The sequence below is a fragment of the Xanthomonas hortorum pv. pelargonii genome, from assembly GCF_024499015.1.
Classification (GTDB): Bacteria; Pseudomonadota; Gammaproteobacteria; order Xanthomonadales; family Xanthomonadaceae; genus Xanthomonas; species Xanthomonas hortorum_B.
Window position 1 is genome coordinate 1,576,374 of record NZ_CP098604.1, and the last position, 25,747, is coordinate 1,602,120.

The window sequence follows — 25,747 nt, forward strand, 5'->3', positions numbered from 1 at the left end:
CGCACGCAAGCCGCCAACGATGATGTCGCATCACTGCACGCTCTCCTCATGCGCCGCGCACGTTTGTATGCGGCGCTGCATCGCCATTTAGAAGCCGAAACTCAAGCTCGCCCAATACGCGCGACCCGGTTCGTTGTAGGTGGCCGCACCCGCCGCACCGCCGGTGTTGTTGGTGCCTTCGCGGAACAGGCGCGTATCGAATAGGTTGTCCACGCCCATCCCCACGCTGATCTTGCGGGTGATGCGGTAACGCGCACTGATGCCCCACAGATCGTAGGGGTCGCGCGTATCAGCAGCGATGGCGCCGCCGCTGGTGCTCGATTGGGTGGCCGATTCCTGCTTGCCGTAGAAGGTGCCGGTGAGCAGCAGCGACAAGGCCTGGGTCGGTTGCCAATCCAGCGTGGTGTTGACGGTGTATTCGGGGATCACCGACAGCGGCTGATCGGTGGCGGTGTTCTTGTTCTCGATCATGTAGGTGACGTTGGTATTCCACTTCAGTTCGCGGCCCTGCTCGCCCAGCAGCGGCAAGGTGAGATTGCCTTCCACGCCCTGCACGATCGCTTCCGATGCGTTGGTCCACTGGAACACCTGCCCACGTCTGTCGACGGTGATATTGACCGGCGTCATACCGGCGACGATCTTGTCGTCGTAGGCGTTATGGAAGTACGTCAGCGAGGCGTGGTGACCGCTCTGCGGTGCCCACTCGATGCCGATCTCCTTGTTGATGCTGGTCTCCGGATCGAGGTTGTCGTTGCCCTGGATATAGCAGCCCGAGCCGAGATTGGGGAACAGCACCGGGCAGCCATTGCCGCGCGTGTAATACAGATAATTGGCGTTGGACTGGTACAGGTTGGGCGCCTTGAACGCACGCGCGATGCCGCCCTTGAGCAGCCAGTCGTCGGTGAGTTTGTACTGCACGTTGAGGCTGGGGCTGAGGTTGTTGCCGAACTGGCTGTGGTGATCCAGTCGCAGGCCCGGCGTGAGCGTCAGCCGCTCGGTGGCGTAGATGTTGTCTTCCAGATAGACCGCGCTGAGCGTGGCCTCGCTGCGTGGACTGCGTGCGCCCGCGGCAAGGCCGGGGAAGCCACCGCCGGCGGTGACGGCCTGCGACATCGAATACGCATCGCTGAGGCGGCTCTGGCGGCGCTCGAAGCCCAGCGTGAGCACCTGTTCGGCCCAGGCCTGCAACGGCATGTTGAATTCGCCATCGATGTTGAGGTTATCGAGCGTGGCGGTGGAGTTGAGCAGACCGGCGGCGATGGAGCCTTCCGGCCCGCCGGCCAGGCCTTCGTTGAGACGGGTGTTGTCGGTGCCTTCATAGGCCGCGGTGAGGCGCGAGGTGCCCAGCGCCCAGGTGCCGCGATGGGTCAGCGATGCGGTGCGGCGGATCATGGTATTGGTTTCGCTGCCGAACAAGGCGCTGAGATCCGCGCCGGCCAAGCCGTCGGCGCTGACCGCGCGATCGCCCGCGTACAGATTGCCCTGGCGGCTGAAACCGGCATCGAGTTCGACCACCTGGCCTTCCATCGGGTCCCAACGCAGCAGGCCGTTGATGTCCTTGTTGCGCACGCCCTCGCGCCCGGCCGGTGGCACTGCGGCAGCGTTGTTGGCGAAGCGGCGATTGAGATCCAGCGAATCCGGATCGGTTTTGTTGAGGTTGCCGTAGAGACGGAACGAGAACGTGTCGGACAGCGGGCCGCTGAGCTGGAAGCCGGCACGCTGGCCGCCGCCTTCGGCACTGTGCTGCGGCACAAGACCGAACACCGTCATCGAGCCGGTCAGATCGCCGGTCGGCCTCTTGGTGATGATGTTGACCACGCCACCGGAGGCACCCGAGCCATAGCGTGCAGCGGCCGGGCCGCGCAGCACTTCGATGCGCTCCACCGCTTCGGCCGGCACCCAGTTGGTGTCGCCACGCGTATTGCGCTCGCCGCTGCGGCCCATGCGCACCGCATCGCGCGATCCCACCGGCTTGCCATCGACCAGAATCAGCGTGTTTTCCGGGCCCATGCCGCGCAGATCGATCTGGCGGTTATTGCCGTACTGGCCAGAGGCACTATTGCCGGTGAGATTGACGCCCGGCATGGTGCGCAGCAGCTGCGACAGATCGTTGACCGGCGGACGCCGCTCGATGTCTTCGGCCGTGATCACCGACGAACCCAGTGCTTGGCGTGCAATCTGTGCGGCAGTGACGTGCACGGTGTCCAGCGATTGCGGATCGGCTACAGCGTCTTCGGCAGATGCGCTGCAAATGCAGCTGCCGCAACCGAGGGCAATGGCCAGCACCAGCTGACGGTGGGACAACACGGGACGACGTGCAGGCACAGACATCCATGACCGGCGTGATGCGGACATTCTCAAACCTCTCGACAGGAGATAGACCTCTGGCGACGGCTTGAGGTGACACGGTGGGGGTGATGCGTGCAACGTGCACTGGGTACGTGCAAGGCGCTACAACGCAGTCAAGATTGTCCGCGCATTCTACACAGATGCGATTCATTCTCAAATGGTCGATCTGCGGTGGCGCTGCTGCGCGCTACTTCAACGCAAGCAGTTCGCGCATGTCATCGACAATGGCAACCGCGCCGGAGGTCTGTACATCGAAGCCGCGCAGATAGCCGTAACGCACCATCGCCAACGGCATTGCAGCGGCAGTTGCGGCGGCTGCATCGGTGGCCGAATCGCCAACCATCAGGCACTGCTGCGGGGTGTGCCGGAACTGCCTGGCCAGGTGCAGCAGCGGCGCTGGATCGGGCTTGCGCTGCGGCAGCGAATCGCCACCGAGCACCGTGCTGAAATGCGCCGCGATGCCCAGATGCTCCAGCAGCGGCGCGATAAAGCGCGACGGCTTGTTGGTGCACAACGCCAGCGTGGCGCCGGCCTCGCGCAAGCCGGCCAGTGCCTCGGCAACGCCGGGATACACCTGCGGGTTGTGCAGCAGGCAGGCTTCGTAGTGACGCATCATCACCGGCATTTCGGTATCGGCATTGTGCGTGCCGCCGGCTTCGCGCAACGCGGTGGCAAGCAGCACGTGCACGCCTTCGCCGATCCAGCTGCGGATCGTCGCCTCGCTGAACTGCTGCAGCCCAAGCTCCTGCAAGGTGGCATTGAGCGCTTCGGCGATGTTCGGTGCGCTGTCCACCAGCGTGCCATCCAGGTCGAAAATCACCAGTGGATACGGATACATGCGGACTGCCTTGTGTAGGGAGAGCGAGGCGCAGTGTACGAAGTGCAGGATTCAGAGCGTGTCACCGTGACGCGATGCGGAGTGTCGACGCTGCGTCGATGCAGGCGTCGATGCAGACGCGGCTGCGGTCATCGTCGCATGCCATACGCTAAGGCGAAGCACTGCAGACATGACGCGTTGCACTCACTGCGCCTGCGGCACATCGCCGAACAACTCGCCCTGCACCGCGCCCTCTTCCGCATCGCTGAAACCGCTCAAACCCACACCGACCAGGCGATAGCGCGTGTCGGCAGGCAACTCCACGCGCCGGGTCAGCGCCAATGCAATCTCCGCCAGTGCCTCAAGTGAGGCCGGTGGCTGCTCCGGCGTGTACGAGCGGGTCAGAATGCGAAAGTTCGAGGTCTTCAATTTCAGCACCACCGTGCGCCCGATACGCTCGGTGCGCCGCGTGGCGAGCCAGGTTTTTTCGGCCAGGCGCAGGATGTGCGGATCCAGCGCCTCCAGCGCGATATCTTCGCTGAAGGTGTCTTCCGAGGAGACCGATTGCACCTCCTGATCCGGTTCGACCGGGCGTTCGTCGATGCCACGCGCGCGGCGATACAGGCTCTGCCCGAAGCTGCCGAAATGCGCCTGCAATTCTTCCAGGGGGCGCAGCCGCAGATCGCTGACGGTAACAATCCCCAATGCGGCCAGCTTGCCGTCCATCACCTTGCCCACGCCGGGAATACGATTGACCGGCAGCGGCAGCAGGAACGCATCCACACGACTGGGCGCGATGACGAACTGCCCGTCGGGCTTGCGCCAGTCCGAGGCGATCTTGGCCAGGAATTTGTTCGGCGCGATGCCGGCCGATGCGGTGAGCTGGGTTTCCTCGCGGATCTGGGTGCGGATCAGTTGCGCGATTTCAGTGGCCAGTTGCATGCCGGTCTTGGCTTGCGTGACATCCAGATAGGCTTCGTCCAGCGATAGCGGCTCGACCAGATCGGTATGCCGATGGAAGATCTCGCGCACCTGCCGCGACACCGCCTTGTAACGCGCAAAATCCGGCGGCACGAACACCGCATCCGGGCATAGACGCTCGGCACGCATCGCCGGCATGGCCGAACGAATACCGAAGGTACGCGCCTCATACGAGGCTGCGCACACCACCGAGCGCGCACCGCGCCAGGCCACCACCACCGGCTTGCCGCGCAGCGATGGATCGTCACGTTGCTCCACGGACGCGTAGAACGCATCCATGTCCACGTGCACGATCTTGCGCATCAAGCTGGCATCTCTCCAAAAGCGTAGACACATGATAAATCAGCCGCGTCTCACGCCTTGATCCGGCCTGCACAGACCGCTTGCCGCACCGCGCAACCGGTTGAACACAGCACGCATGCGTACGGATAAAACGTTTGATTGAACCGCGCGCCCTCATGCACGCTTGCCGGCTTCGCCTTATCGCTTCTTGCAGGAAACGTTCGTCATGACTCGTCAAAGTGCGTACTCGCGTGACCAATTGCTGGCCAGCGCGCGTGGGGAATTGTTCGGACCCGACAGTGCCCGCCTGCCCAACGACCCGATGCTGATGTTCGACCGCATCACCGAGATCAACGACACCGGCGGCGCACATGGCAAGGGCGTGATCCGCGCCGAACTCGATGTCCGCCCGGACCTGTGGTTCTTCGGTTGCCACTTCATCGGCGACCCGGTGATGCCCGGCTGCCTGGGCCTGGATGCGATGTGGCAGCTGACCGGCTTCTTCCTCACCTGGATCGGCGCGCCGGGTCGCGGCCGCGCGCTGGGTTGCGGCGAGGTCAAGTTCACCGGCCAGGTGCTGCCGAGCGCCACACTGGTGAGCTACGAGATCGATATCAGCCGCGTGATCAACCGCAAGCTGGTGATGGCGCAGACCGATGCGCGCATGCTGGTGGACGGGCGCGAGATCTACACTGCCAAAGACCTGCGCGTGGGCATGTTCACTTCAACGGAGAATTTCTGATGCGCCGTGTCGTCGTCACCGGAATGGGCATCACCTCGTGTCTGGGCAATGACCTGGACACCGTCTCCACTGCACTGCGCGAGAGCCGCTCGGGCATCACCGCATTGCCCGATCACGCCGACGCCGGCCTGCGCAGCCGGGTGGGCGGCGCGGTGGCGCTGGACCTGGACAGCCTGATCGACCGCAAGCTCAAGCGCTTCATGGGCGATGCCTCGGCGTACGCGTATCTGGCCATGCGCGATGCGATCGCCGATGCCGGGCTGGATGCCGAACAGGTCAGCGCATTACGTACCGGCGTGATTGCCGGCTCCGGTGGCGGATCCAGCCAATGGCAGGTGGAAACTGCCGATCTGCTGCGCAACCGTGGCGTGCGCAAGGTCGGCCCGTACATGGTGCCGCGCACGATGTGTTCGGCGGTGTCTGCATCGTTGGCCACTGCGTTCAAGATTCGCGGCCTGAGCTACTCGCTCTCGGCTGCCTGCGCGACCTCGGCGCATTGCATTGGCGCGGCTGCGGATCTGATCCGGCATGGCGCGCAAGACGTAATGTTTGCCGGCGGCGGCGAAGAATTGCACTGGACCATGAGCGTGATGTTCGATGCGATGGGCGCGCTGTCGACCGGCTTCAACGATCGTCCTGCGGTCGCCTCGCGCCCGTACGATGCGCAGCGCGACGGCTTTGTCATCAGCAGCGGCGGCGGCATGCTGGTGCTGGAAGACTACGATCACGCCATCGCCCGTGGCGCACGCATCCATGCCGAATTGCTCGGCTATGGCGTGACCTCCGACGGCGCCGATATGGTGGCGCCCAGCGGCGAAGGCGCGGTGCGCTGCATGCACATGGCGATGCAAGGCCTCAGCCAGCCGATCGATTACCTCAACACCCACGGCACCTCAACACCGCTGGGCGATGTCACCGAACTGGGCGCGGTGCGCGAGGTGTTCGGCGACAACGTACCGCCGTTGTCCTCGACCAAGGCGCTGTCCGGTCATTCGTTGGGCGCGGCCAGCGTGCACGAGGCGATCTACAGCCTGCTGATGCTGCGCGACGGTTTCATGGCCGGCTCGGCGCATATCGACGAGCTCGACCCGCGCGCCGAAGGCTTCCCGATCCTGCGCGAAACGCGTGAGGCAACGTTGAACACGGTGATGTCCAACAGCTTCGGCTTCGGCGGCACCAATGGCGCATTGGTGTTTGGCCGGGTGTGACGATTGATGGCGTGGCGGAAGCCGAACAGGATCGCGTGACCTGTTCGGCATCTCAACGGCACGCATCGGCAAGCAGTCGGCGGCATGCCAGGCCGGTACTTGCGCCAGTAGGCACGCTCGCTCTGCTCGGTCCAGGCACGGCCGCGGTAATGCGCATCCCACTACGTATCGAGCGAGATCGCCGCGTCTTTGCTAGCCTGCAATTGCACTATGCCAACATCGCGACGGTCGCGCTCGGGTTGGCCCATGGTGCATGGCGAAGATGGAGGTAGCGAAGATGGCTGACACGCGCTCTCCGGTGAGATCGGAATTCGCGGCGCTTGCGCATGCCGACTGGGATAGCTTGTTTCATGGCCCATCGGTGGTTTACCTGCTGGCGCATGCGCGGCGGGAGGCGTTTTACATCGACGTGGCAAGTGGTCTGGGCGCAATCAGCGACACGCGCCGGCGCATCATCGCGCAGCAGGAAGCCAGCTTGCCCAGGGAGCGCGTGATGCCGCTGCTGCTGGTGTGGTTCGAGGCCTGCACCGATCTGGCAGCTGCCCAGGCCCGCGCCAAGCAACTTCGCGCCTGGCCGCATGCCTGGCGGCGGCAGTTGGTGGAGACGCTCAACCCTGCCTGGATCGACCTGGATGCCTATGCCCTGGGATTTCCTGGCGCACTGGCGCAGGTGGGCGAACGCCATGCCCAGTGCCGCGACTTGCAGAATCCTGAAGATGTAGAGGGCACCTGAGCGAGCGGGTGCCTGGTCCTGCAGCACGATGGGACGCGCTCGAACTCAAGGACACACGATGTCCGATGCACTGCGTCCGCTAGACCTTTGCGCACGCCAATGCACCGCATCCGGATGCGGTGCGCCGCGCAGCTGACAACGTGTTGGCGAAACAACGTAAACGCCTGCGATCAGCCCGCCATGCCGTTATGCCGCAACAGCGCATCGATGCTCGGCGCACGCCCACGGAAGGCACGGAAGTTATCGGCCGCACTACGGCTGCCTCCACGCGACAACACTTCATGGCGGAAGCGCGCGCCGGTATCGGCAACCTGCTCGGGTGCTTCTTCGAAGGCGGCGTAGGCGTCAGCGCTGAGCACTTCGGCCCACTTGTAGCTGTAGTAGCCAGCCGCGTAGCCACCGGCAAAGATGTGGCTGAACTGATGCGGGAAACGATTCCACGCCGGCGGGCGATTGACCGCCACTTCGTCGCGCACGCGCTCGATCAGTTGCAGCACACTGTCCTGCAGCGGGTCGAAGCTGCTGTGCAGCTGCATGTCGAACAGCGCAAATTCCAGCTGGCGCACGGTGAACATGCCGCTCTGGAAATTGCGTGCGGCTAGCAGCCGCTCGAACAGATTGCGCGGCAACGGCTCGCCGGTGCGCACATGCGCGGTCATCGCCTGCACGCGCTCCCATTCCCAGCAGAAGTTCTCCATGAACTGGCTCGGCAGTTCCACCGCATCCCACTCCACGCCGTTGATGCCGGCCACACCCAGCTCGCCGATGCGCGTGAGCAACTGATGCAGGCCGTGGCCCATTTCATGGAACAGCGTGGTGACTTCGCCATGCCGGAACGTGGCCGGCGTATCGCCACTGCCGCGGCCGAAGTTGCACACCAGATACACCAGCGGGGTCTGCACGCCGTTGGCGGTGTCGCGGCGATTGCGGCAATCGTCCATCCACGCACCGCCGCGCTTGCCTTCGCGTGCGTACAGATCCAGATAGAACTGCCCAACCAGCTCGCCCTGCGCATCTTCCAACCGATAGAAACGCACATCCTCATGCCAGACCGGCGCGCTATCGGGCTTGACGGTGAGCCCGTACAGGCTGTGGATGACATCGAACAGGCCGGCCAGCACCTTGGGCTCGGTGAAATACTGCTTCACTTCCTGCTCGGAGAAGCTGTAACGCGCCTGCTTGAGTTTTTCGCTGGCGTAGGCCAGGTCCCAGGCCTGCAATTCGTCCAGGCCAAGTTCGTCGCGCGCAAAGGCTTCGAGTTCGGCACGATCGCGCTGCGCATACGGTTTGGCGCGCACCGCCAGATCGCGCAGGAAGCCCATCACTTCATCAGGGCTTTGCGCCATCTTGGTGGCGACCGAATACTCCGCGTAGCTGGCAAACCCGAGCAGCTGCGCCAGCTCGGCGCGCAAGGCGAGAATGCGATCGATATTGGCGCTGTTGTCCAGCGCAGCATCGCCGAATTCGGAGGCGCGCTCGGCATTGGCGCGATACAGCCGCGCGCGCAGTTCGCGATGGTCCGCATCGGTTTGCACCGGCAGATAGCAGGGCATCTGCAAGGTGAGTTTCCAGCCTGGCACGCCGTCTTTTTCGGCAGCAGCGCGCGCGGCGGCGACCACTTCGACCGGCAGGCCGGACAGCTCGCTTTCGTCTTCGCTCACGTACGACCATGCATCGGTGGCATCGAGCACGTTCTGCGAAAACTTGGCGGCCAGCGCGGACAACTCTTCCTGCACTTGCGCAAAGCGCGCCTTGGACGCGTCATCCAGCTCGGCACCGCCGAGGCGGAAATCGCGCAGCGCGTTTTCCAGCACCTTGCGACGTGCCGCGTCGTAGTGCGCCGCTTCCGGTGATTCCGCGAGCGCCTTGTATTGCGCGTACAACGCCAGGTTCTGCGCCAGCGCGCTGCCGAAGCGGCTTAACTTGGGCAGATTGCTGTTGTAGGCCTCGCGCAGTTCCGGCGTGTTGACCACCGCCTGCAGATGGCCCACCTGCCCCCACGCGCGCCACAACCGCTCGGTGGCATCGTCCAGGGGCACCACGAAGCTGTCCCAGCTGACCGGGCTGACCTGTTCGGCCGTTTTCACCACAGCCTCGGCATCGGCCAGCAGGCGATCGATTGCCGGACCCACGTGTTCGGGGCGGATCGCATCGAAGGACGGCAGTCCGGACAGGTCGAGCAGCGGGTTGGTCATGGAGCGCTCCGGCGGTGGACTGGATGACGGGTGACTGGATCAAGAATCAACACGTGTGGCTAGCAAAACTTCGCGATGCGCAGCAGTTCTGATAACGGCTCAGAAGGATATGGCGGTCATTCCAGCGCCGCACAAGGCAGCGTGGGCAAGTCGCCGCCGCTGACTGCGATGGCAATGGCCGCATCGCTGTCGGTAACGTCGATGTCGCGCGCCACGTACCAGGCCGGGTCGTAATAGCTGTGCGCATAACGCTCGCCGGCATCGCACAGGATGGTGACGATGGAGCCGCTACGGCCGGCCTCGCGCATGCGCTGGGCCGCCTGCAGCACACCGACGAAATTGGTGCCGGTGGAGCCGCCGACGCGGCGGCCGAGCGTGGCGCTGACGTGGCGCATCGCCGCCAGGCTCAAGGCGTCGGGCACCTTGATCATCATGTCCACGCAGCTGGCGATGAAGCTGGACTCCACCCGCGGGCGGCCGATGCCCTCGATGCGCGAGCCGCCGGTGATGGCCAGCTCCTTGGGGCACTGCCCGTCCACCGCGCGGCAATAGCCGTCGAAGAACACCGACACCTCCGGGTCCACGCACAGGATGCGGGTGGCGTGGCGCCGGTAGCGCACGTAACGGCCAAGCGTGGCGCTGGTGCCGCCGGTGCCGGGGCTGCACACGATCCACTCGGGAATCGGGTGCGGTTCGTCGGCCAGTTGCTTGAAGATCGATTCGGCGATGTTGTTGTTGGCGCGCCAGTCGGTGGCGCGCTCGGCGTAGGTGAACTGGTCCATGAAGTGCCCGCCGGTCTCGCGCGCGAGCTGGTGCGAGGCGCTGTCCAGATCGCAGGCACGCTCGACCAGATGGCAGCGGCCGCCATGAAATTGAATCGCGGCGATCTTTTCCGGCGAGGTCGAGGCCGGCATCACCGCGATGAAGGGCACACCCAGCAAGCGTGCGAAATACGCTTCGGAAATCGCAGTCGAGCCACTGGAGGCCTCGATCACCGGCCGCCCCGCACGCAGCCAGCCGTTGGTCAGCGCGTACAGAAACAGCGAGCGCGCCAGCCGATGCTTGAGGCTGCCGGTGGGGTGGCTGGACTCGTCCTTGAAATACAGGTCGATGCCCGGATAGCCCGGCAGGTCCATCGGAATCAGGTGGGTGTCTGCCGAACGGTTGAAATCGGCTTCGATCTTCTGGATGGCGGCGGCCACCCACTGGCGCTGCGACATGGCAGGACTGTGCGGCGAAGGAAGCCCCAATTCTACCGCTGCCAGGCACGCGGCCACGGCCGGCGGGTCATCGGGCGGACAGCTGGGAGCCGATGCTATGCTGATCGCACCTGTTCGCCTGCCCTGACCGCCTGTGCTGCGTTGCCTGCTCCGCCTGCTGCTGTGCCTGTGCCTGGTTGCCAATACGGCCACCGGCGCGTGGGCATCGGTGGGCATGGCGATGCCGGCGATGGCCTCGGGTGCGATGGCGCAGGCTGCGTCAGCTGCGCAGGCTTCCATGCCGGCCGCAATGCCGTGCCATGCCGACATGCAGCCGACTGCCGCCGTGCCTACCCACGACAACGACAAGCATGCGCACGCAGCCGATTGCTGCAAGCTGGGTAGCTGCGACTGCCTGCAGCACTGCAGCCTCGCCCTGCTGACCCTGCCTGCGGTGCCCGCAGGTCTGCTCGGTCACTCGGCGTTGCCGGCCAACCTGGCCGAAGGACGCAGCAGCCCGTTGCCCGAGCAACCGGTTCGACCTCCCATCGCCTGAGCGCTGACGGCTTGCGCCGTCATCGGGCCCGCGTGCTTGCTGCGCGGGGTTTCTAAGCGATGCGATGCGTCCGCCTTCATCGGTGGGCCGCAGCGGAGATGTCATGTCTTTCGATCCCAATTCTTTCGATCCACCCTCCAACGGCGGCCTGAGCCGACGCCGCTTCGTGCAGGGCATCACCCTGGGCGGTGTTGCCGCCACCACCGGCCTGTGGCGCAGCGATGCGCGTGCGTCCAACCCGGTGAACACGCCGGTCCTGCGCGGCAGCAGCCAATCACTGCAGATCGGCCGCATGCCGGTCAACCTCACCGGGCGCGCGCGCACCGCCATCACCGTCAACCAGAGCCTGCCCGCGCCCACGCTGCGCTGGCGCGAGGGCGACATGGTGAGCGTGCGCGTACGCAACGCGCTAGCCGACCAACCCACTTCGGTGCATTGGCACGGCCTGTTGCTGCCGGCCAATATGGATGGCGTGCCGGGCATGAGCTTTGACAGCATCGCGCCGGGCCAGGAGTATCACTACCGCTTTGCGCTGCGCCAGTCCGGCACTTACTGGTACCACAGCCATTCGATGTTTCAGGAGCAGGCCGGCTTGTACGGCGCCATCGTCATCGACCCGCTGACACCGCCGCCGTATCGGCATGATCGCGAACATGTGGTGCTGCTCTCGGACTGGACAGATCTGGAGCCGGCCGCGCTGTTCCGCCGGCTCAAGCAGATGCCCAGCCACGACAATTACGCACAGCGCACCGTGGGCGATTTCCTGCGCGATGCGCGCGAAGACGGCATGCGCGCAACGCTGGCCGATCGCGGCATGTGGGGACGCATGCGCATGACCCCGACCGACCTGTCCGATGTCAACGCCAATACCTACACCTACCTGCTCAACGGCGTCGCCCCGGCCGGCAACTGGACCGGGGTGTTCAAGCCCGGCGAGAAGGTACTGCTGCGTTTCATCAACGGCTCGTCGATGACCTATTTCGACATCCGCATCCCCGGCCTGCGCATGACCGTGGTGGCCGCCGATGGCCAATACGTGCACCCGGTGAGCGTGGACGAGCTGCGCATTGCTGCTGCAGAAACCTTCGACGTGATCGTCGAACCCATCGGGCAGGACGCATTTACGTTGTTCGCGCAGGACATGGGTCGCACCGGATTTGCCTGCGGCACGCTGGCGGTGCGGCATGGCTTGCAGGCGCCGATTCCTGCATTGGATCCGCGCGCGATCCTGACCATGCAGGATATGGGCAATGGCGATGGCATGGCGCATGCAGATCACGCCATGCACGGCGGTGATGCGATGCAGGGCGATCCACACGCAGCGCACGCGATGGCAATGCCGATGGCGGCAACACACATGCACGGGCATGCGAACCAGACTGCGCAGAACAAAGCACCGCACCACCCCGCCAGCGAAGACGGTAATCCGCTGATCGACATGCGCAGCAATGCCACTGCGCCACGCCTGGACGACCCCGGCGTTGGCCTGCGCGACAACGGCCGCCGCGTGCTGTGCTACGCCGACCTGCACAGCGTGTTCGACGATCCGGATGGACGCGAGCCCGGGCGCGAGATCGAGCTGCATCTGACCGGGCATATGGAAAAATTCGCCTGGTCCTTCGACGGCATCGCCTTTGCTTCGGCAGAGCCCTTGCGGCTGCAGTACGGCGAGCGGCTGCGCATCGTGCTGGTCAACGACACCATGATGCAGCACCCCATCCATCTGCACGGCATGTGGAGCGACCTGGAAGATGCCGACGGCAATTTCCAGCTACGCAAGCACACCATCGACATGCCGCCAGGCACCCGCCGCACATACCGCGTGCGCGCCGATGCGCTGGGCCGCTGGGCCTACCATTGCCATCTGCTCTACCACATGGAAGCGGGCATGATGCGCGAAGTGCGGGTGGAAGCATGAGCGCGCTTCGTACGCAAGACGTGGTGCTGCTCGCACTGCTGCTGAGCGCATCGGCTACCGCACAGGAGCATGTGCCTGAGGCGATGGATTCATCCGCGCATGCCGATGGCACGCATGCACTGCAGTTGGCCGACCACGCAACGGCTGCCCAGCCGCAGACGTCCACCGCGACAGATGTATCGCCGCCATCTGCGCAGGAGACCGCACATGCGATGCAGATGGATCACGCGCATCTGCAGCACACTGGCGCTGCATCGCCATCGCCATCGCCATCGCCATCGCTATCGGCAAACGCTGCCGACAGCACGCCTGCGCAACGCCCGGTGCAAGCCGACGTTTCGGCATCGCCGACATCGATGCATCACGCAGGCATGCAGCACGCCGACGTCAAGCATGCCGCACACCAGGCCTCTACGAAGCCACAACCGGGCCACAGCCAGCAGCCCCAGACGGACATGGACCATGGGGCAATGGACCATGCGTCGATGGACCACGCGTCGATGCAGCACGCCCCGATGCAACATGGACCAGCGCAGCATGGGCCGATGGATCACACCAACATGCAGCACGCACTGCACACCGAAGCGGCGACCCAAACGCCGGCATCGCCTACCACCAGCGCACTGCCGCGCGAGCCTATCCCCAAGCCCACTGCCGAGGAGATCGCTGCGGCATTTGCACCTCTGCAGCACCATGCGATGCACACGGCAGGCATCAATCACTACGTGTTGCTCGATCGACTGGAAGCGTCCAATACCAACCGCGGCAGTGGTCAGGATTGGGAAGCACGCGCCTGGATCGGCGGCGACATCGACAGGCTCTGGCTGCGCAGCGAAGGCGAGCGGCACGACGGGCGCACGCAGGACGCCTCGTTGGAGGCGTTCTACGGTCACGCCATCTCGCCATGGTGGGATGTACTGGTTGGCACACGTCAGGACATCGGCGCGGGCGCACATCGCAGCTGGGCCGCCTTCGGCGTGCAGGGACTGGCACCGTACAAGTTCGAGACCGAAGCCACGCTCTACATCGGCAGCGGCGGCCGTGCCGCACTGCGACTGGAAGGCGAGTACGAGGTGCTGCTGACCAACCGGCTGATCCTGCAACCACGCGTGGAAGTCAGTATCGCCCTGACCGACGATGACCGGCGCAACATTGACAACGGAGTGGAGCAGGCCGAATTTGGCCTACGGCTGCGCTACGAAATCACCCGCCGTTTCGCGCCCTACATCGGCTGGGTACACAGCCGCAGCTTCGGTGACACCGCCAGACGCGCCGCGATCGAAGACGAACCGGCGCGCGACAGCCGCTTCGTTGCCGGCGTGCGCATCTGGTTCTGAGACAGCCGCTGTGCGCATGGGCCCGACCGTTCGGAGTCGGAGTCGGGCCCATGCCACTACCTTGAGCCGTGCAGGTCATGCTCTCTGCCGCGATCAACCAGAAAGCGGCGCAGTCGGATCACCGCCTCCCGCAATACAGACATACCGACAACCATTGCCTCGCTAACATCGGCGCCCAACGCAGTCAGACCTGCTCCCCCCATTCCATCAAGGAGACCGCAATGCCTTTGACCGATCTGCAACACGTTCCCGGCGCCAGCGCCGCGCCCGCCGAGACCGGCGGCTTCGTGTTCAACCACACCATGCTGCGCGTCAAGGATGCCCAGAGTTCGCTGGATTTCTACACCCGTGTGCTCGGCTTCCGCCTGCTGGATGCGCGCGATTTTGCCGATGCGAAGTTCAGCCTGTACTTTCTCGCCTTGTTGCCGCAAGACACCGCAATCCCCGAAGAAGATACCGAACGTCGTCTGTGGATGGCCGGCATCCCGGGCGTACTGGAACTCACACACAACCACGGCACCGAAACCCAGGACGGCCCGGTCTACCACGACGGCAACAGCGAGCCGCGCGGCTTCGGCCACATCTGCATCTCGGTGCCCGACATCCACGCCGCCTGCGCCCGCTTCGACGCCCTCGACGTGCCGTACCAGAAGCGCCTGGAAGATGGCCGCATGAAGCACCTGGCCTTCATCAAGGACCCGGACGGCTATTGGGTAGAGATCATTTCCAATACGCCCCTGGCCTAACGCAGAACAAAAATGCCCGGGAATTCCCGGGCATTTTTTATGCGTGCGAGCTATCGGCAGTTGTTACAAAACGGCCCGTTCGAGCAACGTGCGGCAGCAAAGAACACTACCAGCACCTTTGAACGAACCCGATGCGCTCAGAGGCAGCCGCCATCCAGCGCGGCGCACTGCATCAGTTGGAAGCGGCAACAGCCTCTCTGTCCGGAAACCATTGCGGCAACTGCTCGGCAAATTTTGCGGCACATTCCTCGCTGTACGCCCGAGCAGCCTCTTTCACCAGCGCGTAGTCGTTGGCTTCCCACTGCTCCAGCGAGGCGGTACGCGGTGTCGGTGCACAGTCCAGATTGACCGGGCTTGCCTTGCGCTTCAGAAGGCCGGAACGCTCACCGCCAATCGTCACTGCATAGCGCAGCTCGTAGGGCGACGTGGTATCGGCCAGGCTCTGGTAGACAAGCAGCCAGTCGGACATCAGCACCTGCAGCGGGAACGGATCCACCGGCAGTGCTGCCGGATGCCCGGTGAAGTAGCTCTTCAGACGCGCATTGACCGCATCGCGCTGCAATTGATATCCCGGATTCCCTACGGCCTCCATCTTCTCGCCTTTCAGCTGGCCCTTACCAAAGGACGACACTGCGATGCCGCGCGCGAACAGGCTGGTGGCGATCTGCAATCCCACCACCGCCCCAGTGTGTCCGCGCCGCACCACGCGCAACATTTCGTCGCCATTGGGTAGGCCGTTGGAACCAACACGCATGCTGGCATGCAACGGAAGCTGCAACGCCCAATCCGCCGACGATGCGATGAGGGCATCACCTTGCGTTTGTGAAGCGGGCTGCTCTTCTGTTGCAGCGACCAACACCGTGCCGGCAGCCGCAGCGGCGGCATAGGCCGTCGCTGTCGAAAAATCGCCAGTGGCAAATGCAGGCACCACCGCCACCGCCTCTGCCCCACGCGTGGCCGTGCAGAACGCGCTGGAAGCACGCATCTGTACTTCATGAAATTCGATGCCGTTGATCTGATGTACGACCGCATCCTGGCCGTACTGCGCCACCAGCTTGGCAACGATGGCCTCCTGCTCGACCGGCTGCTGGCCGCAGACCTTGGCCGCGGCGATGCGCGACCAGGCGAACTGCAGCGCAGGATCCCATCCCATCGCGTCTTCGCCCACGAACCCGTGGTCGTAGTGGTAGGCGTAGATGGCCGGGTCGATTTCTTGCAAGGTCATGCCGCCCACCCCCGCATAACCGGGCGGAACATCGCCAGCCATCGCAACGCCGCTCAGTGCCGAGATCGCCACTGCAATCAATGCTTTCATAGAGTCCTTCCACTGGAAATGGCGTCGCATTGCGTGTCCCCCACGCAATGCGACAAGACACTGTCAGACCGCGCGGACAGCGGCCAACAGCACAGTGCTTGGTCCATCAGACAACGATCCGCAGTCGGCTCGAACGCTCACTTGCGAACATAGTGTGGGCGCATCACGCGCACTTGGCAGTCGGGGCGGTCCCCACATCTGTAGGGACCGCCCTGGAAGTGGCGGTTATCTATGCATGCAACAGTCCGCCAGTACTGCGCTGCCACTCGCGCGGCGGGCGCAGTGCGGCAAGCGTGTGGACCAACTCGCGATAGCTGTCGGACAGTTGTGCGAACAGGCTGGCATCGCTGCAACGGGTATCGGCCACATCGGAATAGGCACCGCGCCCTAGGTCGATGAAGTAGTCCACGCTGAGCCGGCGACGCTGCGCCACGCCAGGAAATAGCCCGGCAATCAGCAAACAACCGTCGCCCACATCGCGCAACAGATCGGCACGCAGACTGCCGATCTGTTCCTGCGCGTGCAACCACGCCAATGCCTGCGTGCGCGAAAGCAGATGCGCATCGCGCTGGAAACGCAGCAACACGAACACCAGATAATGCTCGCGCGACTCGTCCAGCGGCCGCGCGATGCGCTGCCCTGCCTCACGTACCAACGCCTGCCACAACTCGGCCGGCGCGCCCTGTTTGAAAGACTCGTGCATACGTCCTCCTACGTGGTGGGACCCTCGCCAAGACAGAAGCATATTCCGGGCCAAACGGTTGGCAGTGCCGGGTGTCGAGCGCTAATGCGACCCGTGCCGACGAGCGCAGATGGCGGCATGGTGCGTGGCCACATGCCAGCGGCATCGAAGCCGCATGTCTATCGCAACGGCCGGGTGGATCCGAGACACCTCACTGTGTCGATGCTCGGCATGTCGACGAAAGCGCGCAACAGCACGACTTGTCCGAAAAAGTGACTTGCCTCGCGCAGCGAGACATTGGCATCAAACGAACGCGACTGTGTGATCCATGTTCGCATTCAAACGCGTGTGCCTCTCTAGGATGGCCGCTGCCCGGCGCGCCCGATGCCGCTGGACATCCAGGTTCTGCGGTCGTGGAGGCGCGATGCACATGCATGACGCCCAGCCCTTGCCGTGCTGCATCGGCGGTCGCAGAACTTCCCAGCGGGATCAATGCGCAGTGGTTTGGCACGCTCCCGCAATTCCCGGAAGCCTTGTGCTTCTGTAACAGGAGTCATCCGACATGGGTGTAAAAACGTCAGTCGTTTCACTATTCCTGGCATCCACGCTGTGGCTGTCCAGTAGCGATGGCCACGCCTCTGCACGGCCTGGCAGCCCGCTGGAGACGCGCACACCTGCAAGCAACAGCAAAACCACCGCGATCGGTCCTGCGTCCGCGGCGTATCCAGGTCCGACAGAGGTGCCAGCCGGCACGGCGATGACGTTCTGGGCATCGCAGCCGGTCGACCGCAACGAGACGGTGGTAGTCAGCGGTGGCAACATCGGCCCCAGCGCCACGGTGCGCCTCACGCGGCTCGACGATGGCGCGGTGGGCAGTCCGTTGGAGGCGACAGACAGCACCAACAACGGCTGGAGCAGCGTGACACCGACGCAGGCCACCGAGCAATCGCTCAAGTTTCAGCTTCCCGATAGTGCGCGCGGCGTCTATGCGTATCAGATCGTCACCGGCAGCGGTGCGGGGGCGACGACGCTGGTGAATGCGCCGGATATCTGGTTCGTGCAGGGCAATGTCGGCGGCGGTGCATCGCCGCGTGGCAGGCTCAATGTGTTCGGCACCGCCTTGGGCAGCATGTCGGCATCGAGCCAGCCGGTGCGGCTTGCGCTGGTCCAGAATGGCGCCGTGCAGCGCATCGTGATCGCCGACGAATCGAACCCCAAAGAAGGCATGTATGCACAGAGCTTCGCCATTCCGGCCGACATGCCCGAAGGCGACTACGAGCTGTATTTGCACAATGGTTCCGGCGGTCCCAGCGCATGGAGCCGCTATCAGAATTTCGGCGTCGGCGCAGATCGCACCGCCCCACGTCGCACCATCACCACCGTCAGCATTGCCTATCCGACCAACTGGCCGAACATCCAGTGCAGGGTGGCCCCGGCGATCGGCAACGGCGCACCGGACGATGCGAGTTTTTCCGCCGCATTCGCCTGCGCGGCCAATGGCGGTGTTGTGTCGATTCCCGCCGGCAGATACACCTTGTCGCAGCAATACGCACAAGGATTCAATCAGACGATTCCCAACCACGTGGTGATCGCCGGCGCGGGCAAAGATGCCACGGTGCTGTCCTTCCCAACCGCCAACAACACCACCTTGTTCAAGGGCAACGGCGTCTATTACACGCCGCCACGCCAACCAAGTGCGGCCAGCCGATCAGCTGGGCCGCCAACCTGTTCGGCGTGCGCGACCTGGCCGTCGAAGCACCGATGATGCGCGAAGGTTTCGGCATCGTGTTCGAGCATATGTCGTTGCTGGATCTGCGTTCTGTGCCGTTCGTGCGCGATGTCCGGCTCACCCTCGGCAAGCAAACCGACCGCACGGCCAGCGGGCCGCTCACGACCGGCATCCAGGCAAGCACTATCTCCAACCTGCAAATCAGCGGAAACGATATCACTGCCAGCAAGCCGATCACCATGGATAAACATGTCTACGGCGCCACCGTGCAAAACAACACACTGCGTTGGCACGAGCTGGCACTGACGTTCAATCACGATGTGCAGAACGCGCTCATCACGCACAACCGGCATCTGTCCGCCGGTGCGCCTTATCATCAAACGCCCTCGGAACTGGGTTTCGCGGCGCCCAGTCGTGATGTGTACTACGCAGACAATGCCAGCCAGTATCCGCAGGATGCGCAGCAAACCTGGCAGCTGACGATGGACGAGGGAATCGGCAACTATCTCGGCAAGGTCGCTGCCAGTTCGGGGACGACGCTGACGTTGGCCAACAATGCAAAAGACGTTCCGTATCTGTGCGATCCCGATGGCAACTCGGTGATGATCGTTTCCGGCAAGGGTGCCGGCCAGATGCGTTACCTGATGGGCAATACATCGCCGCTGGGCAACCGCGTGAACCTGGACCGCGCATGGGACATCCCGCCCGATCAGAGCTCCATCGTCACCATCGTGACCACCAACGGGCGGATGTTGTTCGTCAATAACGACCATGGTGGCGCCGGCCCGATCACCAACTTCTTTCCATCCGCCGACGTCATCCATGCATACAACCGGCTGCATCGCTTTGGTGCTGGAATCGTGCAGCCCACCGGGTTTTATACCGATGCCAACTCGCTACTGGCAGGCTGGCATTCGCAGATGCTCAATAATGAAATTACTGCAGATGCGGTTGCCAACCCGTCCTCGATCGGTGGCCAGACGGCAGTATTCAACCTGCAGGGAAGCAATCTCATGATCAGCGAAGGCAAGCGGGAAAATGCCTGGTACACCGATGCCGTCACCAGCACCGGCATCATTCGCAATAATCGCTTCGCTGCAGGTGCGACCGGAAGCGTGGGCTTGTGGGATCGGGTAAAAACTCGCTGGTCGAGAACAACACCACCCCGGAAGTCCGCATCCAGAACGGAAACGTGAAGGATGCGTTGGTCCGCGGAAATCGCACCGCGAGCGGGCAACCGGCGCCGGTGATCATGAATGAGCCTCGCCCGGAAAACGGCAATCTGATCGTGCCGTAGCCAACGCAGCTACCGATACGCTGCGCCCATCGGGTCGCAGCGTATCGGCTTCATCGCGCAGCCGCCGCAATAGGCGCGTTGCGCTGACATCGCCGATGGGATAACACCATCGGGCGAACAATCGCCGGCAGGATTCCCAGCGCCGGCTGCGCCCTTCTTGCAGTGAGCGCAGCCTTTCGATCAACCGCGCTTACTCCACCGTCACCGACTTGGCCAGATTCCGCGGCTTGTCCACGTCGGTGCCGCGTGCCAGCGCGGTGTGATACGCCAACAGTTGCACCGGGATGGTGTGGATCACCGGCGACAGCACGCCGGCGTGGCGCGGAGTGCGGATCACGTGCACGCCTTCGGACTCGCTGAAGTGGCTGTCCTGGTCGGCAAACACGAACAGCTCGCCACCACGCGCGCGCACTTCCTGCATGTTGGATTTGACCTTTTCCAGCAAGCGGTCGTTGGGTGCGATCACCACCACCGGCATCGCCGCATCCACCAGTGCCAGCGGGCCGTGCTTCAACTCGCCGGCCGGATACGCTTCGGCGTGGATATAGGAGATTTCCTTGAGCTTGAGCGCGCCTTCCAGCGCGATCGGGTAATGCAGGCCACGGCCGAGAAACAGCGCGTTTTCCTTGACCGAAAAGCGCTCGGCCCAGGCCATGATCTGCGGCTCCAGATTCAAGGCGTGCTGCACGCTGCCGGGCAGAAAGCGCAGCTGCTCCAGATAATCGGCTTCATCTGCCTCGCTGATGCGGCCCTGCAATTTGCCCAGCACCATGGTGAGCTGGAACAACACCGCCAGCTGCGTGGTGAATGCCTTGGTCGAGGCCACGCCGATCTCGGCGCCGGCGCGCGTGTAGCAGACCAGTTCGCTGGCGCGCGGGATCGCGCTTTCGGGCACGTTGCAGATCGACAGCGTGTGCAGATGTCCCAGCGATCTGGCGTATTTCAGCGCCTCCATCGTGTCCAGCGTTTCGCCGGACTGCGAGATGGTGACGATCAGATGCTTGGGGTTGGCGTAGGCGGCGCGGTAGCGGTATTCGCTGGCGATTTCCACGCTGCACGGCAACCCGGCGATGGCTTCGATCCAGTAACGCGCGGTCATGCCGGCGTAGTAGCTGGTGCCGCAGGCCAGGATCTGCACGCCTTCGATGTCGCGCAACACCGCTTCGGCATTCGCGCCGAACAGAGAGGCAGGAAATCCCTTGGCATCGATCGCCGCCTCGATGGTGTCGGCCAGCGCGCGCGGCTGCTCGTGGATTTCCTTCTGCATGAAATGCCGGAACGGACCGAGCTCCAGCGATGCCAGCGACACATCCGACAGATGCAGCGGGCGTTCGACCGGCGCGTCGTTGCCATCGAAGATACGCACGCCGTCGCGGCGCAGTTCGGCCGTATCGCCCTCTTCCAGGAAGATCACCTGGCGGGTGGCCTGCACGATCGCCGAGACATCGGAGGCGACGAAGTTCTCGCCCTCGCCCACGCCGATCAGCAACGGGCAGCCCATACGCGCGCACACGAAGCGCTCCGGCTCGGCCTGGCTCATCACCGCCAGCGCGTAAGCACCGGTGAGTTCCTTGACCGTGCGCTGCAGCGCGATCAGCAGATCGCCTGCGCTGCCCAGATGGTGATGGATCAGATGCGCGATGACTTCGGTATCGGTCTGCGACTCGAAGGTGTAGCCGAGCGCGCGCAGCTTCTCGCGCTGCTGCTCGTGGTTTTCGATGATGCCGTTGTGCACCAGCGCCACGCCGGCGCTGATATGCGGGTGCGCGTTGGCCTCGGTGACGCCGCCATGGGTGGCCCAGCGGGTGTGGCCGATGCCCAGCGTCGCGCCGAACTGCTCGGCCTGCGCTGCCTGCGCCATCTCCACCACGCGCCCGGTGCGACGCACGCGGCGCAGCTGCGCGCCATCGAGTACCGCAATGCCGGAGGAATCGTAGCCACGGTACTCAAGACGCTTGAGTCCTTCGATCAGGACCGGGACCACATCGCGCCCGGCGATCGCTCCGACAATGCCGCACATAGGACAACCCTTGAAGACGAAGGCGCGCATTTTAGCGTGTCCGCTCTTGCCCGCTGCATGACCGTGCCCGGACAGCGTGTCCGCGTTGGTGTCCGCGGACACTGCGGACACCTGCGACCCGAACACAAAGACTTTTACTTTCAACCACTTGGCAATTGGCACAGGTTCTGCTTTATCGCAGTGACGCCATCGAGCCAGCCGATCATGATTCGCGATACCTCTGCCCAGGACCAGGTTCTCCGTACATCCGCCCAGCGCGCGCCGTGGCGCCGTTGGCTGTGGCCCGGCATCGCTGCGGTCGCCGTGTTGGCCGGCATTGGCTGGGCGGTCACCGCGTGGAGTGCCGGCAGCCGCTCGTTCGATGCCAGCCGGGTGCGCATCGCTACCGTCAGCCAGGGGGATCTGGTGCGCGACATCGCCGCAGACGGCCGCGTCATCGCCGCCAACAGCCCGGTGCTGTACGCCATCTCGGCCGGCACGGTGACGCTGAGCGTGGTGGCCGGCGATGTGGTCAAGCAGGGCCAGGAGCTGGCGCGCATCGACAGCCCGGAGCTACGCAGCAAGCTGGCGCAGGAGCAGGCCACGCTGGCCGGTCTGGAAGCCGAATCCAGCCGCGCCGGGCTGGATGCCACGCTGGCCCGTGCCAACGCCAGCAAGCTCACCGACCAGGCCAAGATCGACAAGCAGGCCGCCGCACGCGACCTGGAGCGCTATCAGCGCGGCTACGATGGCGGCGCCGTGCCGCAGGTGGAACTGGCCAAGGCGCAGGACACCTTGAAGAAGACCGATATCGACCTGCAGCACGCGCAGCGCGATGCATCGCTGAAGAGCCAGGGCGCGGATCTGGATTCGCGCAACAAGCGCCTGCTCGCCGACCGCCAACGCGCGGTGGTGGCCGAGGTGCAGCGCCAGGTCGATGCACTCACGTTGTTGTCGCCGTTCGACGGCCAGGTCGGCCAGGTGCAGGCGGTGCAGCACACCCAGGTCGTGGCGAATGCGCCGATCCTGGGCGTGGTGGATCTGTCCAAGTTCGAAGTCGAGATCAAGGTGCCGGAGAGCTTCGCGCGCGATCTGGCGATCGGCATGCCGGCGCAGCTCACCAGCGGCAGCGGCGAACCGTTCCCCGGCGCCATCTCGGCGGTGTCGCCGGAAGTGGTCAACGGCGAAGTCACCGCGCGCATCCGCTTTGCCGACAAGCAGCCGCCGGGCTTGCGCCAGAGCCAGCGCATGAGCGCGCGCGTGGTGATGGACACCCGCCGCAACGTGCTCAAGGTCGAGCGCGGCCCGTTCGTCGAACAATCCGGCGGCAGCTACGCCTATGTGATGGACGGCAACACCGCGGTGCGCCGCCCGGTGCGCATGGGCGTCAGCAGCCTCGGCGAAGTGCAGGTGCTCTCCGGGCTGCAGGCGGGCGACCGCGTGGTGGTGTCCGGTGCAGATAACTTCGGCGATGCGCCACGCGTCACTGTTCACTAAGAGCGGCCAGCAAACTTACTGCGGTTTGTTAGCCACTCTAAATCTCTTTCGCACACACCACTTTTCGCAAAGGACTCGGCAATGCTCAAGATGCAATCGGTCTCCAAGGTCTTCCGCACCGAACAGGTGGAAACGCACGCGCTGCGCTCGCTGGACCTGCATGTGCGCGAAGGCGAATTCGTCGCGGTCACCGGCCCCTCCGGCTCGGGCAAGACCACCTTCCTCAACCTGGCCGGGCTGCTGGAAACCTTCACCAGCGGGCGGTACCTGCTCGATGGCGAAGACGTCAGCCACCTGTCCGACGACGCGCGTTCGCGCCTGCGCAATCAGAAGATCGGCTTCATCTTCCAGGGCTTCAATCTGATCCCCGACCTCAACCTGTTCGACAACGTCGATGTACCGTTGCGTTATCGCGGCATGGCGGCGGCCGAGCGTAAACAGCGCATCGAAGAAGCCTTGACCAAGGTCGGCCTGGGCTCGCGCCTGAAGCACTACCCCACCGAGTTGTCGGGTGGTCAGCAGCAGCGCGCCGCGATCGCGCGCGCATTGGCCGGCAGCCCGCGTCTGCTGCTGGCCGACGAACCCACCGGCAACCTCGACTCGCAGATGGCACGCGGGGTGATGGAACTGTTGGAAGAGATCAACAGCCAGGGCACCACCATCGTGATGGTCACCCATGATCCGGAACTGGCCGCACGCGCGCAGCGCAATGTACATATTGTCGACGGCCAGGCCACCGATCTGGAACGCAATCCCAGCCTGATGCGTGCGCCCGTGACAGCGCCCACCCTGGCCGACTAAAGGAAGACTTTCATGTTCGGCTATTACTTCACTCTGGCGGTGCGCAGCTTCCGCCGCAACAAGATACTCACCGCGCTGATGGTGCTGGCGATCGCACTCGGCATCGGCGCCAGCATGACCACGTTGACGGTGTTCTATGTTCTGTCTGGTGATCCGTTGCCCGGCCGAAGCCAAACAATTTTCATCCCGCAATTGGATGCCCGCTCACGTGATCACCGCAGTACGGAAGCACTTGAGCAACTGACCCGCTTCGATGCCGAGGCCCTGTTGCGCGAGAAACGCGCCGATCGCCAGGCGATGATGAGTGGCGGCAACGTCGCTGTGGAGCCAGACAACGCTTCCCTGCGCCCGTTCTCGCTTGACGCACGCTATACGTCAACCGACTTTTTCCCGATGTTCGACACCCCTTTTCTCTATGGGGGCGCTTGGTCAACGAGCGATGACAGCAACCGTGCGCGCGTGACGGTTCTGTCCGAAGCGCTGAACAAAAAACTCTTCAATGGCGAAAACAGCGTGGGACGCACCGTGCGTGTGGATCACAAAGACTTACGCATCGTCGGTGTTCTGCGCGACTGGCGTCTCACGCCGAAATTTTATGACCTCAACAACGGTGGCTACGCCAAACTGGAGCAGATCTTCATCCCTTTCAGCACGGCGATCGAACAGAAGTTCGCGACGAGCGGCTCGCGTTCCTGCTGGGGGGCGGGAGGTAGCGTAAGTGGGGACGACATCAATGAGCCCTGTGTCTGGATCCAGTACTGGGTACAGCTGGAAACGCCGCAGAAGGCTGCCGCGTATCTGCAATATCTGGAGAACTACTCGGAGCTGCAACGGCGAGCAGGACGCTTTGAGCGACCTACCAATGTGCAGTTACGTAGTCTGATGGAATGGCTGGACTTCAAGAAAGTGGTACCGAGCGATGTCCGCCTGCAGACCTGGCTGGCATTCGGCTTCCTGTTGGTCTGCCTTGTCAACACCGTGGGCCTGATGCTGGCCAAGTTCATGCGGCGCAGTGGAGAAATCGGGGTACGCAGGGCTCTGGGTGCCACCAAGCGCAGCATTTTCACACAGGCATTGGTGGAGGCAGGAGCGATCGGATTGACCGGCGGGATTCTCGGTCTCGGCCTGGCCGGTCTTGGACTTTGGGGAATGCGACAACAGCCGACCAGCTACGCAGATCTTGCCCACCTGGATCCGGCCATGTTGCTCACCACATTCCTACTGGCCTTGCTGGCGAGCGTACTGGCGGGAATGCTGCCGGCGTGGCGTGCCTGTCAGGTCGCTCCTGCCATCCAACTCAAGTCTCAGTGATGCCTTCGGCCGAGCGCGTTTTACGCCGCCGGCCGCAGCCAGCAACCATCAAG

The 25,747-nt window shown here is 63.9% G+C and carries 20 protein-coding genes; 12 read left to right on the forward strand and 8 right to left on the reverse strand.

Annotation, left to right across the window (positions count from 1 at the left end):
- Positions 1-87: 87 nt before the first annotated feature.
- The 3 genes from NDY25_RS07010 to dinB all read right to left on the reverse strand — a co-directional run bounded on the left by NDY25_RS07010 (position 88) and on the right by dinB (position 4,450).
- On the reverse strand, positions 88-2,304 hold the full coding sequence (locus NDY25_RS07010; RefSeq protein ID WP_484608296.1) for a TonB-dependent siderophore receptor: 2,217 nt from the start codon (positions 2,302-2,304) through the stop codon (positions 88-90).
- A gap of 232 nt (positions 2,305-2,536) precedes the next feature.
- Complete coding sequence (locus NDY25_RS07015) at positions 2,537-3,187, reverse strand: phosphoglycolate phosphatase (protein WP_168957180.1); 651 nt, start codon at positions 3,185-3,187, stop codon at positions 2,537-2,539.
- Between the two features lie 183 nt (positions 3,188-3,370).
- Positions 3,371-4,450: a DNA polymerase IV gene (gene dinB / locus NDY25_RS07020; RefSeq protein ID WP_104549311.1), complete on the reverse strand. Its 1,080-nt coding sequence runs from the start codon at positions 4,448-4,450 to the stop codon at positions 3,371-3,373.
- 205 nt (positions 4,451-4,655) lie between these two features.
- Between dinB and fabA the strand changes: the two genes are divergently transcribed.
- The 3 genes from fabA to NDY25_RS07035 all read left to right on the forward strand — a co-directional run bounded on the left by fabA (position 4,656) and on the right by NDY25_RS07035 (position 7,112).
- The gene (gene fabA, locus NDY25_RS07025) at positions 4,656-5,171 is read left to right on the forward strand and encodes a 3-hydroxyacyl-[acyl-carrier-protein] dehydratase FabA (RefSeq protein ID WP_104549324.1); all 516 of its coding nucleotides are present in this window, start codon (positions 4,656-4,658) and stop codon (positions 5,169-5,171) included.
- Positions 5,171-6,379: a beta-ketoacyl-ACP synthase I gene (fabB, locus tag NDY25_RS07030; protein WP_256627850.1), complete on the forward strand. Its 1,209-nt coding sequence runs from the start codon at positions 5,171-5,173 to the stop codon at positions 6,377-6,379. Before fabA ends, fabB begins: the two co-directional genes overlap by 1 nt.
- A 277-nt stretch (positions 6,380-6,656) precedes the next feature.
- Entirely contained in the window at positions 6,657-7,112 is a 456-nt protein-coding gene (locus tag NDY25_RS07035) for a GIY-YIG nuclease family protein (RefSeq protein ID WP_233366290.1), read from the forward strand.
- A gap of 170 nt (positions 7,113-7,282) precedes the next feature.
- On the opposite strand, the gene NDY25_RS07040 is transcribed toward NDY25_RS07035, so the two are convergent.
- Positions 7,283-9,307 (reverse strand): M3 family metallopeptidase, encoded by a 2,025-nt coding sequence (locus tag NDY25_RS07040; protein WP_168957182.1) that lies wholly within the window; start codon positions 9,305-9,307, stop codon positions 7,283-7,285.
- Positions 9,308-9,423: 116 nt separating this feature from the next.
- Positions 9,424-10,527 (reverse strand): PLP-dependent cysteine synthase family protein, encoded by a 1,104-nt coding sequence (locus tag NDY25_RS07045; protein ID WP_168957183.1) that lies wholly within the window; start codon positions 10,525-10,527, stop codon positions 9,424-9,426.
- A gap of 133 nt (positions 10,528-10,660) precedes the next feature.
- On the opposite strand from NDY25_RS07045, the gene NDY25_RS07050 reads away from it, so the two are divergent.
- The 4 genes from NDY25_RS07050 (at position 10,661) to gloA (ending at position 15,063) form a co-directional block, all read left to right on the forward strand.
- Positions 10,661-11,062, forward strand: coding sequence for a CopL family metal-binding regulatory protein (locus NDY25_RS07050; RefSeq protein WP_168957184.1), 402 nt, complete (start codon positions 10,661-10,663; stop codon positions 11,060-11,062).
- 82 nt (positions 11,063-11,144) lie between these two features.
- A complete protein-coding gene (locus NDY25_RS07055) occupies positions 11,145-12,980 on the forward strand; it encodes a copper resistance system multicopper oxidase (RefSeq protein ID WP_180336508.1) in 1,836 nt (611 codons plus the stop codon).
- A complete protein-coding gene (locus tag NDY25_RS07060; protein ID WP_251754770.1) occupies positions 12,977-14,317 on the forward strand; it encodes a copper resistance protein B in 1,341 nt (446 codons plus the stop codon). The genes NDY25_RS07055 and NDY25_RS07060 overlap by 4 nt, the downstream gene beginning before the upstream one ends.
- A gap of 221 nt (positions 14,318-14,538) precedes the next feature.
- Positions 14,539-15,063, forward strand: a complete 525-nt coding sequence (gene gloA, locus NDY25_RS07065; RefSeq protein ID WP_168957187.1) for a lactoylglutathione lyase — start codon at positions 14,539-14,541, stop codon at positions 15,061-15,063.
- Positions 15,064-15,235: 172 nt separating this feature from the next.
- On the opposite strand, the gene NDY25_RS07070 is transcribed toward gloA, so the two are convergent.
- Positions 15,236-16,378, reverse strand: coding sequence for a hypothetical protein (locus tag NDY25_RS07070; protein WP_168957188.1), 1,143 nt, complete (start codon positions 16,376-16,378; stop codon positions 15,236-15,238).
- A 229-nt stretch (positions 16,379-16,607) separates the two neighbouring features.
- A complete protein-coding gene (locus NDY25_RS07075; protein ID WP_168957189.1) occupies positions 16,608-17,081 on the reverse strand; it encodes a hypothetical protein in 474 nt (157 codons plus the stop codon).
- 736 nt (positions 17,082-17,817) lie between these two features.
- On the opposite strand from NDY25_RS07075, the gene NDY25_RS07080 reads away from it, so the two are divergent.
- Both NDY25_RS07080 and NDY25_RS07085 read left to right on the forward strand, forming a co-directional pair.
- Entirely contained in the window at positions 17,818-18,825 is a 1,008-nt protein-coding gene (locus tag NDY25_RS07080) for a hypothetical protein (RefSeq protein WP_256627851.1), read from the forward strand.
- Positions 18,795-19,985 (forward strand): hypothetical protein, encoded by a 1,191-nt coding sequence (locus NDY25_RS07085; RefSeq protein ID WP_256627852.1) that lies wholly within the window; start codon positions 18,795-18,797, stop codon positions 19,983-19,985. The genes NDY25_RS07080 and NDY25_RS07085 overlap by 31 nt, the downstream gene beginning before the upstream one ends.
- Positions 19,986-20,276: 291 nt before the next feature.
- On the opposite strand, the gene glmS is transcribed toward NDY25_RS07085, so the two are convergent.
- The gene (gene glmS, locus NDY25_RS07090) at positions 20,277-22,106 is read right to left on the reverse strand and encodes a glutamine--fructose-6-phosphate transaminase (isomerizing) (RefSeq protein WP_168957296.1); all 1,830 of its coding nucleotides are present in this window, start codon (positions 22,104-22,106) and stop codon (positions 20,277-20,279) included.
- Between the two features lie 204 nt (positions 22,107-22,310).
- On the opposite strand from glmS, the gene NDY25_RS07095 reads away from it, so the two are divergent.
- The 3 genes from NDY25_RS07095 to NDY25_RS07105 all read left to right on the forward strand — a co-directional run bounded on the left by NDY25_RS07095 (position 22,311) and on the right by NDY25_RS07105 (position 25,694).
- Positions 22,311-23,582: an efflux RND transporter periplasmic adaptor subunit gene (locus NDY25_RS07095; protein WP_168957191.1), complete on the forward strand. Its 1,272-nt coding sequence runs from the start codon at positions 22,311-22,313 to the stop codon at positions 23,580-23,582.
- An 81-nt stretch (positions 23,583-23,663) separates the two neighbouring features.
- Positions 23,664-24,383, forward strand: a complete 720-nt coding sequence (locus tag NDY25_RS07100; RefSeq protein WP_256627853.1) for an ABC transporter ATP-binding protein — start codon at positions 23,664-23,666, stop codon at positions 24,381-24,383.
- Positions 24,384-24,395: 12 nt separating this feature from the next.
- Complete coding sequence (locus tag NDY25_RS07105) at positions 24,396-25,694, forward strand: ABC transporter permease (protein WP_168957193.1); 1,299 nt, start codon at positions 24,396-24,398, stop codon at positions 25,692-25,694.
- The last annotated feature ends 53 nt before the right edge of the window (positions 25,695-25,747 follow it).

Excerpts from the sequence above, each read along its gene's own strand:
- gloA (WP_168957187.1), top strand. The coding sequence starts at position 14,539 with ATGCCTTTGACCGATCTGCAACACGTTCCCGGCGCCAGCGCCGCGCCC.
- NDY25_RS07040 (WP_168957182.1), bottom strand. The coding sequence starts at position 9,307 with ATGACCAACCCGCTGCTCGACCTGTCCGGACTGCCGTCCTTCGATGCG.
- NDY25_RS07070 (WP_168957188.1), bottom strand. The coding sequence starts at position 16,378 with ATGAAAGCATTGATTGCAGTGGCGATCTCGGCACTGAGCGGCGTTGCG.
- NDY25_RS07095 (WP_168957191.1), top strand. The coding sequence starts at position 22,311 with ATGATTCGCGATACCTCTGCCCAGGACCAGGTTCTCCGTACATCCGCC.
- NDY25_RS07105 (WP_168957193.1), top strand. The coding sequence starts at position 24,396 with ATGTTCGGCTATTACTTCACTCTGGCGGTGCGCAGCTTCCGCCGCAAC.
- NDY25_RS07015 (WP_168957180.1), bottom strand. The coding sequence starts at position 3,187 with ATGTATCCGTATCCACTGGTGATTTTCGACCTGGATGGCACGCTGGTG.
- NDY25_RS07080 (WP_256627851.1), top strand. The coding sequence starts at position 17,818 with ATGACGTTCTGGGCATCGCAGCCGGTCGACCGCAACGAGACGGTGGTA.
- fabA (WP_104549324.1), top strand. The coding sequence starts at position 4,656 with ATGACTCGTCAAAGTGCGTACTCGCGTGACCAATTGCTGGCCAGCGCG.
- NDY25_RS07100 (WP_256627853.1), top strand. The coding sequence starts at position 23,664 with ATGCTCAAGATGCAATCGGTCTCCAAGGTCTTCCGCACCGAACAGGTG.
- glmS (WP_168957296.1), bottom strand. The coding sequence starts at position 22,106 with ATGTGCGGCATTGTCGGAGCGATCGCCGGGCGCGATGTGGTCCCGGTC.
- NDY25_RS07035 (WP_233366290.1), top strand. The coding sequence starts at position 6,657 with ATGGCTGACACGCGCTCTCCGGTGAGATCGGAATTCGCGGCGCTTGCG.
- dinB (WP_104549311.1), bottom strand. The coding sequence starts at position 4,450 with ATGCGCAAGATCGTGCACGTGGACATGGATGCGTTCTACGCGTCCGTG.
- NDY25_RS07060 (WP_251754770.1), top strand. The coding sequence starts at position 12,977 with ATGAGCGCGCTTCGTACGCAAGACGTGGTGCTGCTCGCACTGCTGCTG.
- NDY25_RS07075 (WP_168957189.1), bottom strand. The coding sequence starts at position 17,081 with ATGCACGAGTCTTTCAAACAGGGCGCGCCGGCCGAGTTGTGGCAGGCG.
- NDY25_RS07045 (WP_168957183.1), bottom strand. The coding sequence starts at position 10,527 with ATGTCGCAGCGCCAGTGGGTGGCCGCCGCCATCCAGAAGATCGAAGCC.
- fabB (WP_256627850.1), top strand. The coding sequence starts at position 5,171 with ATGCGCCGTGTCGTCGTCACCGGAATGGGCATCACCTCGTGTCTGGGC.